Here is a 13,746-nt window from a genome sequence, read left to right as displayed (position 1 = left end):
CAGGCTCCAGCGGTCTACCCGCAGGCATCGGGCGGGCCGCCCTCGAACGCCTGCGCGGGACGGCGGCGAACCGCCGTCCTTTCTTGACCTTGCTCCGGGTGGGGTTTACCGAGCCACACCGGTCACCAGTGTTCATGAAGGGCGTGAGATCAAGGATCAATCGGCAGGCAATGTGCCAGCAGACCAATGCCGATCACGATCAAGCCGACCGTCCGGTACCCCCATGTCCACAGATGGCTCACGTCGATCTGCGGGTCACCTGTGGACGGGGCGCCGTTGGGGAAGGCGTCGTCTGGGTCAACGACCCACCTCGCGAGCGTTCGTGCGCACAACAGCACGAGCAACCCTGGGACGACGAACAACATCATCTCTGCCCTACCGACGAGAGCCGCTGATTGCGCTTGCACCGGGTGCGATCAACTGGCCCAAGTTCGGCACAAGCTCTCATTGACTGCCCCGGGGCCACGACCTTGGACGCGCCGGCGAACGACGCGGTCATGCAATCCGTCCCGATCGGCAATCTGCTTGCGGAGGCAGATATCGGTCGCCGAACACGCCGGTTCCTTCAGGGGGACTGCTGATCAATTTGCCCCGGATTGACGTAGACCGTCTTCACCGTCGTGAAGAACTCCCGTGCGTACGACCCTTGTTCTCGCGGGCCGTAACTCGACGCCTTGGAGCCACCGAAAGGCACGTGGTAGTCAACCCCCGCGGTCGGCGCATTGACCATCACCATGCCGGCCTCGGCATGCCGCTTGAAGTGCGTCACGGCGGCGAGGGACGTCGAGCAGATTCCCGCCGACAACCCGAACCGCGTGTCGTTGGCGACCGTCAGCGCCTCGTCGTAATTCTCGACGCGAATCACGGAGGCGACGGGGCCGAAGACCTCCTCCTGGTTGATGCGCATCTCATTGGTCGTGCTCAGGACGAGGGCCGGGCTCATGAAGAATCCGTCCGTCGGCCGGTCGACCCGGTCACCGCCCAGCACCTCGCCCCCCTCCTGGGCTGCGGTAACGAGGTATTCCAGGTCCTTGTCGAGCTGTCGGCGGTCCACGACGGGGCCGATGTCCGTTGCTGCCTCGAGGGCGTGGCCGATGGTGAGTGTCGCGAGCCGCCTCTGGACAGCGTCGACGAACCGGTCGTGGATACCGGCGGTGACAATCAGCCGCGACGACGCCGTGCAACGTTGACCCGTGGAGAAGAATGCACCGTTGACGGCGGCCTCGACGGCGACGGTGAGGTCGGCGTCGTCGAGTACCACAAGCGGATTCTTGCCGCCCATCTCCACCTGCACCCGCTTGCCGGCGGCGGCGCACGCGGCGGCGACCCCGCGCCCGGTCACGTCGGATCCGGTGAAGCTCACAGCAGAGACCGACGGCGACCTGACCAGCGCGTCACCCACGACGGCCCCGGACCCCAGGACGAGGTTGAGGACGCCTGAGGGCAGGCCCGACTCCTCCAGAATCCGCACCAGCTCCACCGCACAAGCGGGGACCAGCTCAGCGGGCTTCAGGACCACCGTGTTCCCGAAGGCGAGGGCCGGTGCCACCTTCCACGCCGGAATGGCGATCGGAAAGTTCCACGGCGTGATCAGCGCGATGACGCCCACGGGTCGGCGCAGGATTTCTACGTCCAATCCTTCCCGGACGGACGGGAGGAGCTCACCGCCCCCGCGCAGCGCTTCGCCCGCGAAGAACTTGAAGATCTGCCCCGCGCGCGTGGCCTCGGCGGTCGCCTCGCCGACGGTCTTGCCCTCCTCGCGGGCCAACAGCCGGCCCAGCTCCTGACGCCGTTCGAGGATGAGGCTCCCCGCCCGGTCGAGGACGTCGAAGCGCTGCTGCACCGACGACTGGGACCAAGCAGGAAAAGCGGCAGCGGCCGCGGCGACCGCGCTCTGCGCCACGTCCTCGGTTGCGGCGCCGTACTCGCCGAGGACATCGGTAACGTCCGACGGGTTGACGTCCGTCATGCCCTCGCCGGTCGACGGCACCCATCGGCCGTCGATGTGGTTCAGGAGCTCCATTGGGTCGTCCTCCCGCTGACGTGCAATAGATGTTCGGCGTATGCCGGTGACTAGTGGACTGGTTGCTCAGACGACGCGGCACCGGAGGGGCTGACCGGCGAGGTATCGGCCCGCCTCCTCGGCCGCAAGGCGTTGGAGGGCAGCGAGCGAGTCGTCGGAGTAGAAGGCGGCGTGCGGGGTCAGCACGACCCCCGGCGCCGTCCGGAGCGGCGAGTCAAGAGGCAGCGGCTCGGGCTCCATCACATCCAGGGCCGCACCTGCCAGGTGTCCCCGCTCCAGTGACCCCGCGAGCGCCAGAGAGTCCACCAGGCCGCCGCGCGCGGTGTTCACCAGCACCGCCCCTGGCCTCATGCGGGCCAACGTGTCTGCGTTGATCAAGCGCCGCGTTTCGTCGGTGAGCGGCGCGTGCAGGGAGATCCCATGCGAGGACGTCAGCAGTTCGTCCAGACCGACTAGCTCCACGCCGGCCGCGGCGGTGAGGTCCGCGTCAGCGTATGGGTCATGGGCGATGACCCGTATGCCGAATGGGACGAGGCGACCCGCCAGCGCCAACCCGATGCGCCCCGTCCCCACTAGCCCCACCGTGGTCGAGCCGAACCCCACCACGGGTCCGACGTCCGTCGGCAAGGTCCAGCCATCCGCGCGGATGGCCCGGTCGTAGTGCGGGATCCGGCGCAGTAGCGCGAGGAGGCTGGCGGCGGCGTGGTCAGCCACGGTGTCACTGCCGTAGTCGGGCACATTCGCGACCGAGACACCCAGCCGGCGGGCGGCGTCAAGGTCGACGTTGTCGACGCCGATGCCGTACCTGATGACGAGTGCTTCCGGCTTCAGCCGCTCCAGGACAGACTCCGTGATCGGGGCGAAGTTCACGAACGCCACCGAGGCACCGGCGACGGCCGCGATCGTCTCCTTCTCTGTGCGGCAGTGGTGCTCCGCGAACCGCGCTCCGAAGCCGGCGGCAATGGCGGCCTCCCGCTCGACACCGCCGAACGCCTGGTCGGTGACGACAACGAGTCGCGTCACGCCGGGGCTCCGACCCGGCTGGTCGGGCGCTCCGACGCGGTCAGCAGGCCGCGCGCCGCCAGATTGCGCATTAGCGCACGCACGCCGAACGTCCACTCCGGCGCCCGCTCCGCCGCGGTCACCGTGTTCACGAGACCGCCGAGCAGCGGCGTCGAGATGGAGACGACGTCCCCTTCCTTGTGGGTGAACCCCTGGCCCGGCTCGTCGCGGTCCTCGGTCGGCGCGAACAGCGTGCCGGTGAAGAGGAGGAAACCGTCGGGGTACTGATGGTGCGGCCCGACGGCGTGTGCGACCAACTCGAGCGGGTCGCGACTGATCTCGGACATCGAGCTGACCCCATCGAGGACAAAGCCATCGCGGCCCACCACCCGCAGCCGGATGTCGAGGGTGCGGACGTGGTCGAGGGTGAACGAGTCGTCGAAGAGCCGGATGAACGGGCCCACCGCGCAGGAGGCGTTGTTGTCCTTCGCCTCGGTGAGCAGCAGCGCGCTGCGGCCCTCGAAGTCGCGGAGATTCACGTCGTTGCCGAGCATGGCGCCCACCGGCGTCCCCTGCGACGTCACCGCCAAGACCAGCTCTGGCTCGGGATTGTTCCAGGACGAGCGGGAGAGGACGCCGATCTCGGCCCCGGTGCCGACCGCCGACATGATCGGCGCCTTGGTGAAGATCTCCGGGTCCGGACCGATTCCGACCTCGAGGTACTGCGACCAGAGGCCGTCGGCGATGAGCACTTGCTTGACGCGTTCCGCCTCCTCCGACCCAGGCCGGACGGAGCCGATGGCGCCGCCGATGACATCAGCCAGCCGGGCGCGGATCGCCGTCGCCCGGTCGGGGTCGCCGGCGGCGCGCTCCTCGATCACACGCTCCAGCATGCTGCGTACGAACGTGACGCCCGCAGCCTTGATGACCTGAAGGTCCGAGGGGGCCAGCAGGTACGGACGGGACCGGTCACCGGCGAGGGTGGCGCGGAGGACCTCCTCCAACGACCAGGAGCCGGTACCCTCCGCGCGGCGCGCAATCTCGACCGCATCCCCCCGCTCCAGCAGATCGGACACGGTGGGCTCGACAGAGGAGATGTCCACCAGCCGGTTGCCTCGCAGCACGACGACGGCCGGGCCGCCGAGCCGAGGATCGTGCAGACGGCCGATCAGCAGGGCCGCCGGATCAGCTGGGGCGATGCTGTCCAAGTACTCAGTGGGAGTCACGTGATCTTCCGTAGCCTCGTCGGAATCGGAAGGTTCGTCCTATCATCATATGATTGCCGAGGTCAAGGAGAAGCGCATGGCAGCCGACGGCGCCCGACCACAGCGACTACCGGAAGTCGTCGCAGATGCGATCCAGTCCGAGATCCTCAGCGGAGGTCTAGTGGCGGGCCGCCAGCTGCCCACCGAACCGCAGCTCGCGGAGCGGTACGCGGTGAGCCGCACGGTGGTGCGCGAGGCGGCCCGCATGCTGGAGCAGCGCGGCCTGGTGGACATTCGCGCGGGCCGGGGCATGGTGGTTGCCGAACCCTCCGGAGCGCCCATCGCCGCCCACTACTCCCTGCTCCTGCAAGCCGGGTCGGCCGCCTTCGACCAGCTGATGGATGTCCGCCTCCTTGTTGAGGGGCGCGTCGCCGAGCTCGCCGCGGCCCACAGGGGCGAGACGGACCTGGCTGACCTGCGGCTGTCCTTGGACGCCGCAGCAGCGGTGGGCACCGACTACGAGCGCAGCCTCGCGGAGGACATCCGCTTCCACGCCCTGCTGGGGAAGGCGTCGGGCAACCCGGTCCTAGCCCTGCTCGTAGAGCCGATCAACGACTGCCTGCGAGCGTCTTACCGCGCGCCGATGGCCTACCTGGCTTCCCAGGGGCGCACCCTCGATGAGCACCGGGCCATCTACGACGCCGTTGTCGCCCGTGATCCTGACGCCGCCCGCGCCACGCTGGGGGCGCACCTACAGCGCGTGCGAGAAGAGAGCGGCGACCTGCTCGATAGAGAACACGTGGCCCGCCCCGCAGGACGCGACGCCTAGTTAGGCGCTCGGACTCGTCTCTCCGCCCACGAAGGACTGCTCGCCGTGCACGGCGAGCTCCGACAGAACGGCCTCCTGGTCTCCTGAAGCAATCAGCTCTAGCAAGTGACGGTGCCGGTTGACGTGATGCGCGAGGTCCTCGTAGTGCCGTTCCCGCGCATGGAGATTCCGAGCCATGCACAGGAGTAGCTGCTGGTGCACCGACGCGTAGATCTCCTCCAGACGGCTGTGGCGCGCAAGGGCGACGATCGCTGCATGGAACCTGTAGCCGTTCTGCACCAGCGACGCCCGGTCCTGGGCCGCGGCACTTTTCTCCATCTCGGCGAGCGCGTCCCAGCAGGCCTCTAGCCGCTCGGGGTATCTCACCGGCACGCCGAGCTCCACGGCCATGCGCTCGAGCGCCTTTCGGAGTGTCAGGATTTCGTAGACGTCCTGATCGGTCAGCGTGGCCACCGTCGACCCTCGACGAGGCTGGGTGACGATGAGGCGCTCATGCTCCAGGAGCCGCAGCGCCTCCCGCAGCGGAGGTCGGCTAATACCCAGATACTCGGTGAGCCGCTCTTCGAGCAGACGTTCCCCGGGCCCCAGTTGCCCGGAAAGAATCATGTTGCGGATCTCGCTCGCCGCCATCTGCACGAGGCTCGGTGGGTCCAGCCGTGCATCGTGGCCGTTCAGAGGGCCTGTCGGTCCGATCTCGCCGTTCATGTGCCCGCCTCCCGTCCAGTGTCCACAGCCTAGGCCGACTTTTCGCGCCCGACCCTTGCTGCTGTCGTCTGTCTAGTGTAGACAATCTGCATTCCGGAAGGTGTGCTGGGCCACATCCCTGGCACCACAGACCGGCATCTCACTGAGGAGCGACATGCAGAACGAGGACGTCCGCGCCCTATTCGACGGCCTACGCGTCACAGACGTGCGGGACGGGATGGACTGGGTGGGCCTCCACACGAAGGGCAGCATCTCGGGCGACATCGGCCCGCTTTTCCAGGGAGCCAAGGCCGTCGGAATCGCACGCACCATCCGGCTGCGGCCGTCCCAGAAGGTCGTGCCTCCCGGTATTACGCCGGACGAGTACACAGGCTGGGCGTACGACTACTGGTACGGCGAGGTCGTGTCCATGCGCATGACGGAGACCCTGCAGGGCGGCGACTTCATCGTCATCGAGTCAGCCGGTCTCGACGTAGGAGAGGTCGGCTCCAACAACTCCCTGGAGTGGTACGCGTCCGGAGCCGTCGGGGTGCTGACCAGCGGCGGGGTACGGGATCGTGACGAGTGCGTGCTCCAGGGCGTCCCCATCTTCGGGAAGTTCCGCGCCCAGAAGATGCTGCAGGGCCGCGTAGAACTCGATAGCACCGACGTCCCGGTGAACATCGGCGGTGTGCTCGTGCGCCCTGGCGACGTCATCGTGGCCGACGGGGACGGGGCCATTTGCGTGCCGATCGAGCACGCCGAAGACGTCGCGAAGTACGCACGCCAGGAGTCGGAGAACGACAAGGCCGGCCGCCGTCGGCTCTACGAAAAGCTCGGCTGGCCCCTGGACGACACCGTCCGCTGAGGTCAGCGCCCCTCCCCCGCGGCGCGGGAATCGGAGGGCCGAGAAGGGCGTCCACGACGCCGCGGCACAGCCAGTCCCACACCGCTAGGCAATCACACTTCAGCGCTCACATTGGAGGGTCTCGTGAAGACCATGGGAATGCGGCGTACGCGCCGCACAGGTACGCATCGTCGTCCGGGGACTCTTGTCCTCGGGAGCGCTCTGTTCCTCGCCGCATGCGGCGGGCAGGCGCAGGGCGAGGATGCCGGCGCCAAGCAGGAGGCGCAGACGGTGCGCTTGGCGCACTGCTGCGCCGACGGCAGCCACTTCGACACCGTGTCCGAGAAGTTCGCGGAGCTGGTGACGGAGAAGACTGACGGCGCGATCACCATCGAGGTCTTCCCCGGCGCCCAGCTCGGCGCGGAGAAGGAGGTCGTGGAGAACGTCCAGGCCGGCGCGATCGAGATGACCATGGTCAGCAGCGACCCGCTGGGTGGCTTCGCCTCAGAGGTGCAGGTGCTCAGCCAGCCTTACGTCTTCGACGACCCGGAGCACGCCTTCCGCGTCCTGGACGGTGAGGTGGGCGATCAGCTGGAGGCGGCGCTGCTGGACAAGGGCCTCCTGGTGCTCGGCTGGGGCGACAACGGACAGCGTGTCTACACGAACAACGACCGGCCGATCCTCGAGCCGTCCGATGTGGAGGGGCTGAAGATCCGGAGTCCGCAGAGCCCTGTCAATCTCGCCATCACCGAGGCGCTGGGGGGCAGCGGTGTCGCTATGGCGTACGGCGAGGTCTACACCGGGCTCCAGCAGGGGACGATCGACGGCCAGGAGAACGCGATCATCAACATCTACCCCGCCAAGCTCCAGGAGGTGCAGCGCTACCTCTCGCTGACCAACCACCTGATGTCGTTCGTGGTGGCCGCTGTGAACCCGCAGTGGTTCGACGGCCTGACTCCGGAGACCCAGGAGGCGATCCGCGAGGCAGCGACCGAGGCCATGGAGTTCGAGCGCGAGCAGACAGCCGAGCTGACCGCCGACCTCACCGAGAAGCTCGAGGCCGAAGGCATGCAGATTGACGAGCCCGACGTCGATGCCTTCCGGGAGCAGACGCAAGACTTGTACAAGGAGTTCGTCGGCGAGGCGTTCACGCAAGAGCTCTACGACGCGATCCGGTCCGAGCGCTGACCATGGTCGCTGCCGTGAGGCGGGCGTACGGGGTGGTCGCCGTCAGCGTTGAGGCGCTGACGGCGACCCTCACCCTCGGGCTCGTCGTGCTGGTCTCCACGAACGTCGTGGCGCGCTACGTGTTCTCCGGTGGCATCGCCTGGGCGGAGGAGATGAGCCGCCTGATCTTCGTCTGGATGAGCTTCCTCGGCGCCTACGTCGCGCTGCGCCGCGGCGCCCATCTGGCGATCGGGATGCTGGTCGACCGTCTGCCCCAGTGGCCGCGGTTCTCCATCGTCCTGTTCGGCCAGGCGCTCGTCGCTGCCTTCCTGGTCGTACTGGTCAAAGCGGCCGTGGAACTCGTGCAGCAGAGCATCACATTCGGAACGACGACCCCCATCCTCGGCATCTCGGTGGCGTGGAGCCACCTGCCGATCGCTGTGTCAGGGATCCTCATGCTCCTGCACGTCCTAGGCGACATGTTCGTCATGGTCCAGGCCGCACGCGCGGGAGACACCCACGTCCTCGACACGCCGGACGATGACCAGCTGGGGGTTCCCCGATGACCGGCGTCGCTCTGGTCTCGATCTTCGCCGTCCTGCTGGCCGGACGGATCCCGATCGCGTTCGCCCTCGGCATCAGCACCCTCGCGTTCCTGCTGGTCTTCGAACCGAACGTCAACCTCGGGACCCTTCCGCAGAAGATGTTCGCCGGCGCTGACTCGTTCACCCTGACGGCCATCCCATTCTTCGTGCTCGCCGGCGAGATCATGAGCCGCGGCGGCATATCCAAGCGGCTGGTCGGCTTCGCCCACACCCTGGTCGGCCACCGACGCGGGGGCATGGGGATCGTCGAACTCGTCGCGAGTGCCTTCTTCGCCAGCTTCTCGGGATCGTCAATAGCGAACTCGGCGGGTACCGGCTCAATCACCATCCCGGCGATGCGAAGGTCCGGCTACCCCAAGGGTATGGCCGCGGCCGTCGAGACCTCGTCGAGCAGCCTCGGGGCGATCATTCCGCCGTCCATCCCCATGGTCGTCTACGGCGGCATCGCCGGGGTGTCCATAGGCGGCCTGTTCGTCGGAGGCTACGTGCCTGCGCTGGCATTCGGCATCGGCCTGGCGATCGTCATCCGCAGGGTGTCGATCAGGCTCGGGCTGCCGGTCGAGGTGCGCTCGACCGCCCGCGAGCGGTTGCAGTCGGCGCGAGAATCTCTCCCCGCTCTGCTGCTGCCCGTCGTGATCATGGGCGGGATCCTGAGCGGGATGGTCACGCCGACGGAGGCGGGCGCGCTCGGTGTCGTCTACGCCTTCGTCGTGTCCTTCTTCGTGTACCGCGAACTCACGCTGAAGGACATGCCGCAGGTATTGATCAACACGGCAATCACCACAGGTGTGGTCATGCTGGTCATGACCATTGCCAACGCCTTTGGGTGGATCCTCGCCTTCGAGCAGATCCCGACGCAGCTGGCGACACTCTTCACCGCCAACATCACGCAATCCTGGCTGCTCATGCTGGTCATCGTCGTGTTGCTGATGATCATCGGCATGGTGCTGGACACCGTCGCCGCGATCATCGTTCTGACGCCGGTCCTGGTCCCCATCGCCTCGACCGCTGGCATCGACCCGCTGTTCCTCGGCGTGATCGTCACCATCGCACTGTCTCTCGGAGTCGCGACACCGCCGGTCGGTGTCTGCCTGTTCGTGACGGCGCGGATCGCGGAGACGACGATCGAGGACGTCTCACGCGCGATCATGCCTTTCCTCGCCGTCCTTATCGGCCTGCTCGCCCTCATGGCCCTCGCGCCAGACGTCATCCTCTTCCTCCCGAGACTCTTCGGGTTCTAGAGATGAGGACACGCGAAGGTGCCCACCCGCAGGAAGGCCGGCACATGCGGGGCCGGGACGACACGCACATCGGCTTCGTCGGTCTAGGCAACCTCGGTCAGGCGATGGCGCTGAGGCTGGCGCGCGACGGCTGGACGCTGTCCGTGCTGGACCGTGACCCCGGCAAGTGCGCGCCCTGTGCCGCCGAGGGGGCGCGGGTCGTGACTTCGGCCAGCGAGCTCGCCGACTGCGACGTCATCGCGCTCGCTGTCCCGGACGACAAGGCTGTCGCGGAGCTCCTCAGCGGTAGTACCGGACTGATCGCCTCACTGCGCCCCGGCAGCACAGTGCTGGTCCACAGCACGGTGCTCCCAGTGACGGCCCGCATGCTGGCGGAGGAGGCGGCGTCCCGAGAGATCGACGTGCTAGACGCCCCCGTCAGCGGAGGCGCCGACCGCGCCCTCGCCGGCACGCTCACCGTGATGGTCGGCGGCGATTCCGCCGTCCTGGATGCGGCACGGCCGGTCCTCGAGTGCGTCGGCCGGGAGATCCAGCACCTGGGCCCGTCCGGCGCCGGGGCGGCAACCAAGCTGGCGAACCAGTTGCTGATGTTCGCTTCGCTGGCCGCGGCCCACGAGGCCGCGGACCTGGCCGCCGCCTACGGGGTGGCCGAGGAGGCGCTGTTCCGTGCGGTGGCGACGGGCACCGGCGCGTCCTGGATCACGGAGAACTGGGGTTTCTTCGATGGCGTGGCTGCTGCCTACGAGGCCGGCGGCACCCAGCTACGGGACAGGACCTGGACCAAGGACACCTGGGAGATCGTCGCGGCTGCACGGCAGGCAGACCTTCGGATGCCACTCGCCGGGCTGCTCTCCCAGTACGTCGCCGAACGAGTGGAGGACCACGCACGACAGGCACGCGAGGCGTCATCCCGCAGTGATCAAGCACGGACAGTGGAGGAACGTTGAACGACGGAGCCGGAACGGTATCAGGCGGAGCTCTCGAGGGGATGCGCGTGCTCGACCTCACCCAGGTGATGGCGGGACCCTTCTGCACCATGATGCTTGCCGATCTCGGCGCCGACGTAATCAAGATCGAGAACCCCGGATCCGGTGACCAGACCCGCACCTCGTGGGGAATTCCGCCCGATGGGGGGGACAGCCCCGCCTTCCTGGCGCTGAACCGGAACAAGCGCAGCGTCGCGCTGGATCTGAAGTCCGAGGAGGGGCTCGGACAGTTCCTTTCGCTGGTGCGCACGGCGGACGTTGTGATCGAGAACTGGCGTCCCGGTGTCGCTGCCCGTCTTGGAGTCGACTACGCAACGCTCTCCGCGGTCAACCCGCGGCTGATCTACGCCAGCATTTCCGGCTTCGGCCAGACCGGGCCGTACGCCGAGCGCCCCGGCTACGACCTGATCGCCCAGGCGATGGTCGGGGTCATGAGCATCACCGGCGAGCCGGGCGGGCGGCCGGTCAAGAGCGGCCTGCCGGTCGCCGATCTGGGCGCCGGCCTGTTCTGCGCGTCGGCCATCCTCGCCGCCTGGTCGTCGTGCCTGCGAACCGGTGCGGGCCAGTACCTCGAGACGTCGCTGTTCGAGGCGGCGCTGGCGATGTCGGTCTGGGAGTCGACGGAGTACTGGAACACTGGGGACGCGCCCCAGGCACTGGGTTCGGCGAACCGGATGTCAGCCCCCTACCAGGCGCTGCGAACACGCGACGGGTACATCACTGTGGGTGCCAACAACGACCGACTGTGGCACCGGCTCTGCGGCGTCCTGGATCTGGAGGAGCTCCTCGTCGACGAGCGATTCGCGGCCAACGCCGGCCGAATGCGCCATCGCGCCGACCTGGTCCAGCTGCTCGAGCAGCGGATGGCCACCCGATGCACCGACGAATGGCTTGCGCTGTTCCTGGAGGCGGGGGTGCCCGCGGGTCCCATCCGGGACTACTCGCAGGTGCTCGGCGGCGACCCGCACGTGGAGGCCCGCGGCATGGTGGCGTCGTTCGACCATCCGCAGCAGGGGACAGTGCGGGTGCTCGGCTCACCGATGCGGCTGAGCGGCACACCGACATCGATCCGACGACCGCCGCCCATGCTCGGCGAGCACACCGACGAGGTTCTGGCGGAAGCCCGGAACAGCTCGACCGCCCGATGAGCGACACCGGCGACGTCCGAGTCGAACGCAGCGGGCAGGTCTGGACCCTGGTTCTCTCCAATCCCAGCAAGCGGAACGCCATCACCTGGGACATGTACGACCTGCTGGCCGACGCCTGTCGCGGCATAGCGGCCGACCCGGACGTCCGCGTGGTGGTCGTACGCGGCGACGCCGAGGGGCATGCCTTTGCTGCTGGCACAGACATCGGCCACTTCACCGAGTTCACCGACGGCGGCGACGGAGTCGCCTACGAGCACCGTGTCGGCGCGGTCCTCGCCGAGCTACTCGACGTCCGCGTCCCGGTGGTGGCGCTGATCGACGGACCCGCGGTGGGCGCCGGTCTCGCCATCGCCATCGGCGCTGACGTGGTGGTGGCCACGCCGCGTTCGACGTTCGGTGCGCCCATCGCCCGAACGCTGGGCAACTGCCTGCCCCCCTGGGTGGTGGCGCGGCTTCAGTCGCGCCTCGGAGCCTCGCGCAGCATGGCGATGCTCCTGACCGCCCGCCTGATCGACGCCCAGGAGGCGCACGTAGCGGGGTTGGTGCACGACGTCGTACCGGAGGCGGAGATCGGAGCCCGCGTCGGGGAGCTGGCCGAGCGCATCTGCCGTTCGGCGCCCTTGACGCTGGCCGGCCTCAAAGAGATCGACCGGCGGCTTCAGAAGGCCGTCCAGAGCGTGGAGGCCGACGACATACTGCGCCGCTGCTACGGCAGCTCCGACTTCCGTGCCGGGGTCGAGGCGTTCCTCGCTGGTTCCCGACCGCAGTGGACGGGAGCGTGATGGCGCCGATCGTTGATGCGCATCACCACTACTGGCGCACGGCCGCCCAGGACCAGAGCTGGCGGTCTGATGATCACGCCGCTCTGGCGAAAGACTTCCAGTGGGCCGACCTGGCCCCGGATCTCCGCCGTTGCGGTGTCGACGCGACGGTGTTGGTGCAGTCCGTCGACTCGCCCGACGAGAACGACCGGCTCTGGGGGTACGCCGACGAGGTCCCGACTGTCGCCGGCGTCGTGGCATGGCTGCCGCTGAGGGACCCCGGATACGCATTCCGGGAGCTCGACCGAATCCGTTCCCTCCCCCGGCTGGGCGGCGTCCGCTGCCTGGTGGCCTCCGACCCGCTCGATTGGCTGTATCGGGACGAGCACAGGGCCGTCCTCGCCGAGGTAGCGTCAGCGGGCTTGACCTGGGACGTCGTACCGGTGACCGAGGCGCAACGACGCGCCGTAGCAAGCGTCGCTCGCGCCCTTCCGGACCTGCGAATCGCCATCGGTCACCTGGCACGGCCGCCAGTCGAATCGGGGGTCCTTGGCTCGTGGGGCGACCAGATCGCGGAGCTGGCGGCTTCGCCGAACATCGCCGTCAAATTGTCACTGGGGATCGATGTCCTGACCGATTGGGCGAAATGGAACGTCGCCACTCTTCGTCGGTACGTCTCCTGGGCGCTGGATTGCTTCGGGCCAGACCGCGCGATGATCGCGTCCAACTGGCCAGTGGTGACGTTGCGGAAGAGCTACAGCCACGCATGGCAAGACATGGCGTCGATAGTGGCGACATCGGGCCTGCCTGAGGCGGCTCTCCACCACGTGCTCGGGGCAACCGCCGCCCGTTGGTACCAACTCCGCGTCTGAACTGCGTCGACGTGCACAGGGCGACGCAAGGCAGATTCGGAGCGCCGGAAGCGTCGACAGAGGCGGCCTGGCCTACGGCATCTGGTGGCCCGCAGCTCGATCGTCAGTAGGCCTTCCGAGTCATCCGCCGTGCTCGCAGGGATGGCGACTCCCTCCCGACCGATCATGCCGCCGAGCTGCAGGAGGCAGGTCGGCCAACAGGCGACGGACGAGTCGGCCTGTACGCCGGGTTCTGTCCACGGGTGCCTTGCGGCCTCCCGATGGGCGGTCATCCATCTAGGCCTGCCGTTGCCGGCAGGCTCCAGCGGTCTACCCGCAGGCATCGGGCGGGCCGCCCTCGAACGCCTGCGCGGGACGGCGGCGAACCGCCGTCCTT

General features: G+C 68.1%; 13 protein-coding genes. 9 read left to right on the top strand and 4 right to left on the bottom strand.

Features of this window, described 5'->3' with window-relative positions; all coding sequences use genetic code 11:
• Positions 1-565: 565 nt before the first annotated feature.
• The 3 genes from E4P40_RS21540 to E4P40_RS21530 form a co-directional block, all read right to left on the bottom strand.
• Positions 566-2,023 (bottom strand): aldehyde dehydrogenase family protein, encoded by a 1,458-nt coding sequence (locus tag E4P40_RS21540; RefSeq protein WP_135160487.1) that lies wholly within the window; start codon positions 2,021-2,023, stop codon positions 566-568.
• 66 nt (positions 2,024-2,089) lie between these two features.
• A complete protein-coding gene (locus E4P40_RS21535; protein ID WP_135160486.1) occupies positions 2,090-3,046 on the bottom strand; it encodes a C-terminal binding protein in 957 nt (318 codons plus the stop codon).
• Positions 3,043-4,251, bottom strand: a complete 1,209-nt coding sequence (locus tag E4P40_RS21530; RefSeq protein WP_135160485.1) for a fumarylacetoacetate hydrolase family protein — start codon at positions 4,249-4,251, stop codon at positions 3,043-3,045. Before E4P40_RS21530 ends, E4P40_RS21535 begins: the two co-directional genes overlap by 4 nt.
• 49 nt (positions 4,252-4,300) lie before the next feature.
• On the opposite strand from E4P40_RS21530, the gene E4P40_RS21525 reads away from it, so the two are divergent.
• A complete protein-coding gene (locus tag E4P40_RS21525; protein ID WP_135160484.1) occupies positions 4,301-5,059 on the top strand; it encodes a FadR/GntR family transcriptional regulator in 759 nt (252 codons plus the stop codon).
• On the opposite strand, the gene E4P40_RS21520 is transcribed toward E4P40_RS21525, so the two are convergent.
• A complete protein-coding gene (locus tag E4P40_RS21520) occupies positions 5,060-5,764 on the bottom strand; it encodes a GntR family transcriptional regulator (protein ID WP_135160483.1) in 705 nt (234 codons plus the stop codon).
• A 154-nt stretch (positions 5,765-5,918) separates the two neighbouring features.
• Here E4P40_RS21520 and E4P40_RS21515 point away from each other — a divergent pair, with 154 nt between their 5' ends.
• The 8 genes from E4P40_RS21515 (at position 5,919) to E4P40_RS21480 (ending at position 13,370) form a co-directional block, all read left to right on the top strand.
• A complete protein-coding gene (locus tag E4P40_RS21515) occupies positions 5,919-6,611 on the top strand; it encodes an RraA family protein (RefSeq protein WP_135160482.1) in 693 nt (230 codons plus the stop codon).
• 270 nt (positions 6,612-6,881) lie between these two features.
• Positions 6,882-7,778: a TRAP transporter substrate-binding protein gene (locus tag E4P40_RS21510; RefSeq protein WP_167762332.1), complete on the top strand. Its 897-nt coding sequence runs from the start codon at positions 6,882-6,884 to the stop codon at positions 7,776-7,778.
• 14 nt (positions 7,779-7,792) lie between these two features.
• On the top strand, positions 7,793-8,323 hold the full coding sequence (locus tag E4P40_RS21505; protein WP_167762331.1) for a TRAP transporter small permease: 531 nt from the start codon (positions 7,793-7,795) through the stop codon (positions 8,321-8,323).
• Complete coding sequence (locus E4P40_RS21500; protein WP_135160479.1) at positions 8,320-9,603, top strand: TRAP transporter large permease; 1,284 nt, start codon at positions 8,320-8,322, stop codon at positions 9,601-9,603. The genes E4P40_RS21505 and E4P40_RS21500 overlap by 4 nt, the downstream gene beginning before the upstream one ends.
• Positions 9,604-9,605: 2 nt before the next feature.
• Positions 9,606-10,550, top strand: coding sequence for an NAD(P)-dependent oxidoreductase (locus E4P40_RS21495; protein WP_135160478.1), 945 nt, complete (start codon positions 9,606-9,608; stop codon positions 10,548-10,550).
• A 41-nt stretch (positions 10,551-10,591) separates the two neighbouring features.
• A complete protein-coding gene (locus E4P40_RS21490) occupies positions 10,592-11,737 on the top strand; it encodes a CoA transferase (RefSeq protein ID WP_135160477.1) in 1,146 nt (381 codons plus the stop codon).
• A complete protein-coding gene (locus E4P40_RS21485) occupies positions 11,734-12,519 on the top strand; it encodes an enoyl-CoA hydratase (protein ID WP_135160476.1) in 786 nt (261 codons plus the stop codon). Before E4P40_RS21490 ends, E4P40_RS21485 begins: the two co-directional genes overlap by 4 nt.
• Complete coding sequence (locus E4P40_RS21480) at positions 12,519-13,370, top strand: amidohydrolase family protein (RefSeq protein ID WP_245160492.1); 852 nt, start codon at positions 12,519-12,521, stop codon at positions 13,368-13,370. The genes E4P40_RS21485 and E4P40_RS21480 overlap by 1 nt, the downstream gene beginning before the upstream one ends.
• Positions 13,371-13,746 lie beyond the last annotated feature (376 nt).

It is taken from the genome of Blastococcus sp. CT_GayMR20 (assembly GCF_004570345.1).
This window is presented reverse-complemented; position numbering and strand designations above follow the sequence as displayed.

Coding starts and splice junctions, on each gene's coding strand:
- E4P40_RS21500 (WP_135160479.1), top strand. CDS start 8,320: ATGACCGGCGTCGCTCTGGTCTCGATCTTCGCCGTCCTGCTGGCCGGA.
- E4P40_RS21480 (WP_245160492.1), top strand. CDS start 12,519: ATGGCGCCGATCGTTGATGCGCATCACCACTACTGGCGCACGGCCGCC.
- E4P40_RS21540 (WP_135160487.1), bottom strand. CDS start 2,023: ATGGAGCTCCTGAACCACATCGACGGCCGATGGGTGCCGTCGACCGGC.
- E4P40_RS21520 (WP_135160483.1), bottom strand. CDS start 5,764: ATGAACGGCGAGATCGGACCGACAGGCCCTCTGAACGGCCACGATGCA.
- E4P40_RS21490 (WP_135160477.1), top strand. CDS start 10,592: ATGCGCGTGCTCGACCTCACCCAGGTGATGGCGGGACCCTTCTGCACC.
- E4P40_RS21525 (WP_135160484.1), top strand. CDS start 4,301: ATGATTGCCGAGGTCAAGGAGAAGCGCATGGCAGCCGACGGCGCCCGA.
- E4P40_RS21485 (WP_135160476.1), top strand. CDS start 11,734: ATGAGCGACACCGGCGACGTCCGAGTCGAACGCAGCGGGCAGGTCTGG.
- E4P40_RS21515 (WP_135160482.1), top strand. CDS start 5,919: ATGCAGAACGAGGACGTCCGCGCCCTATTCGACGGCCTACGCGTCACA.
- E4P40_RS21495 (WP_135160478.1), top strand. CDS start 9,606: ATGAGGACACGCGAAGGTGCCCACCCGCAGGAAGGCCGGCACATGCGG.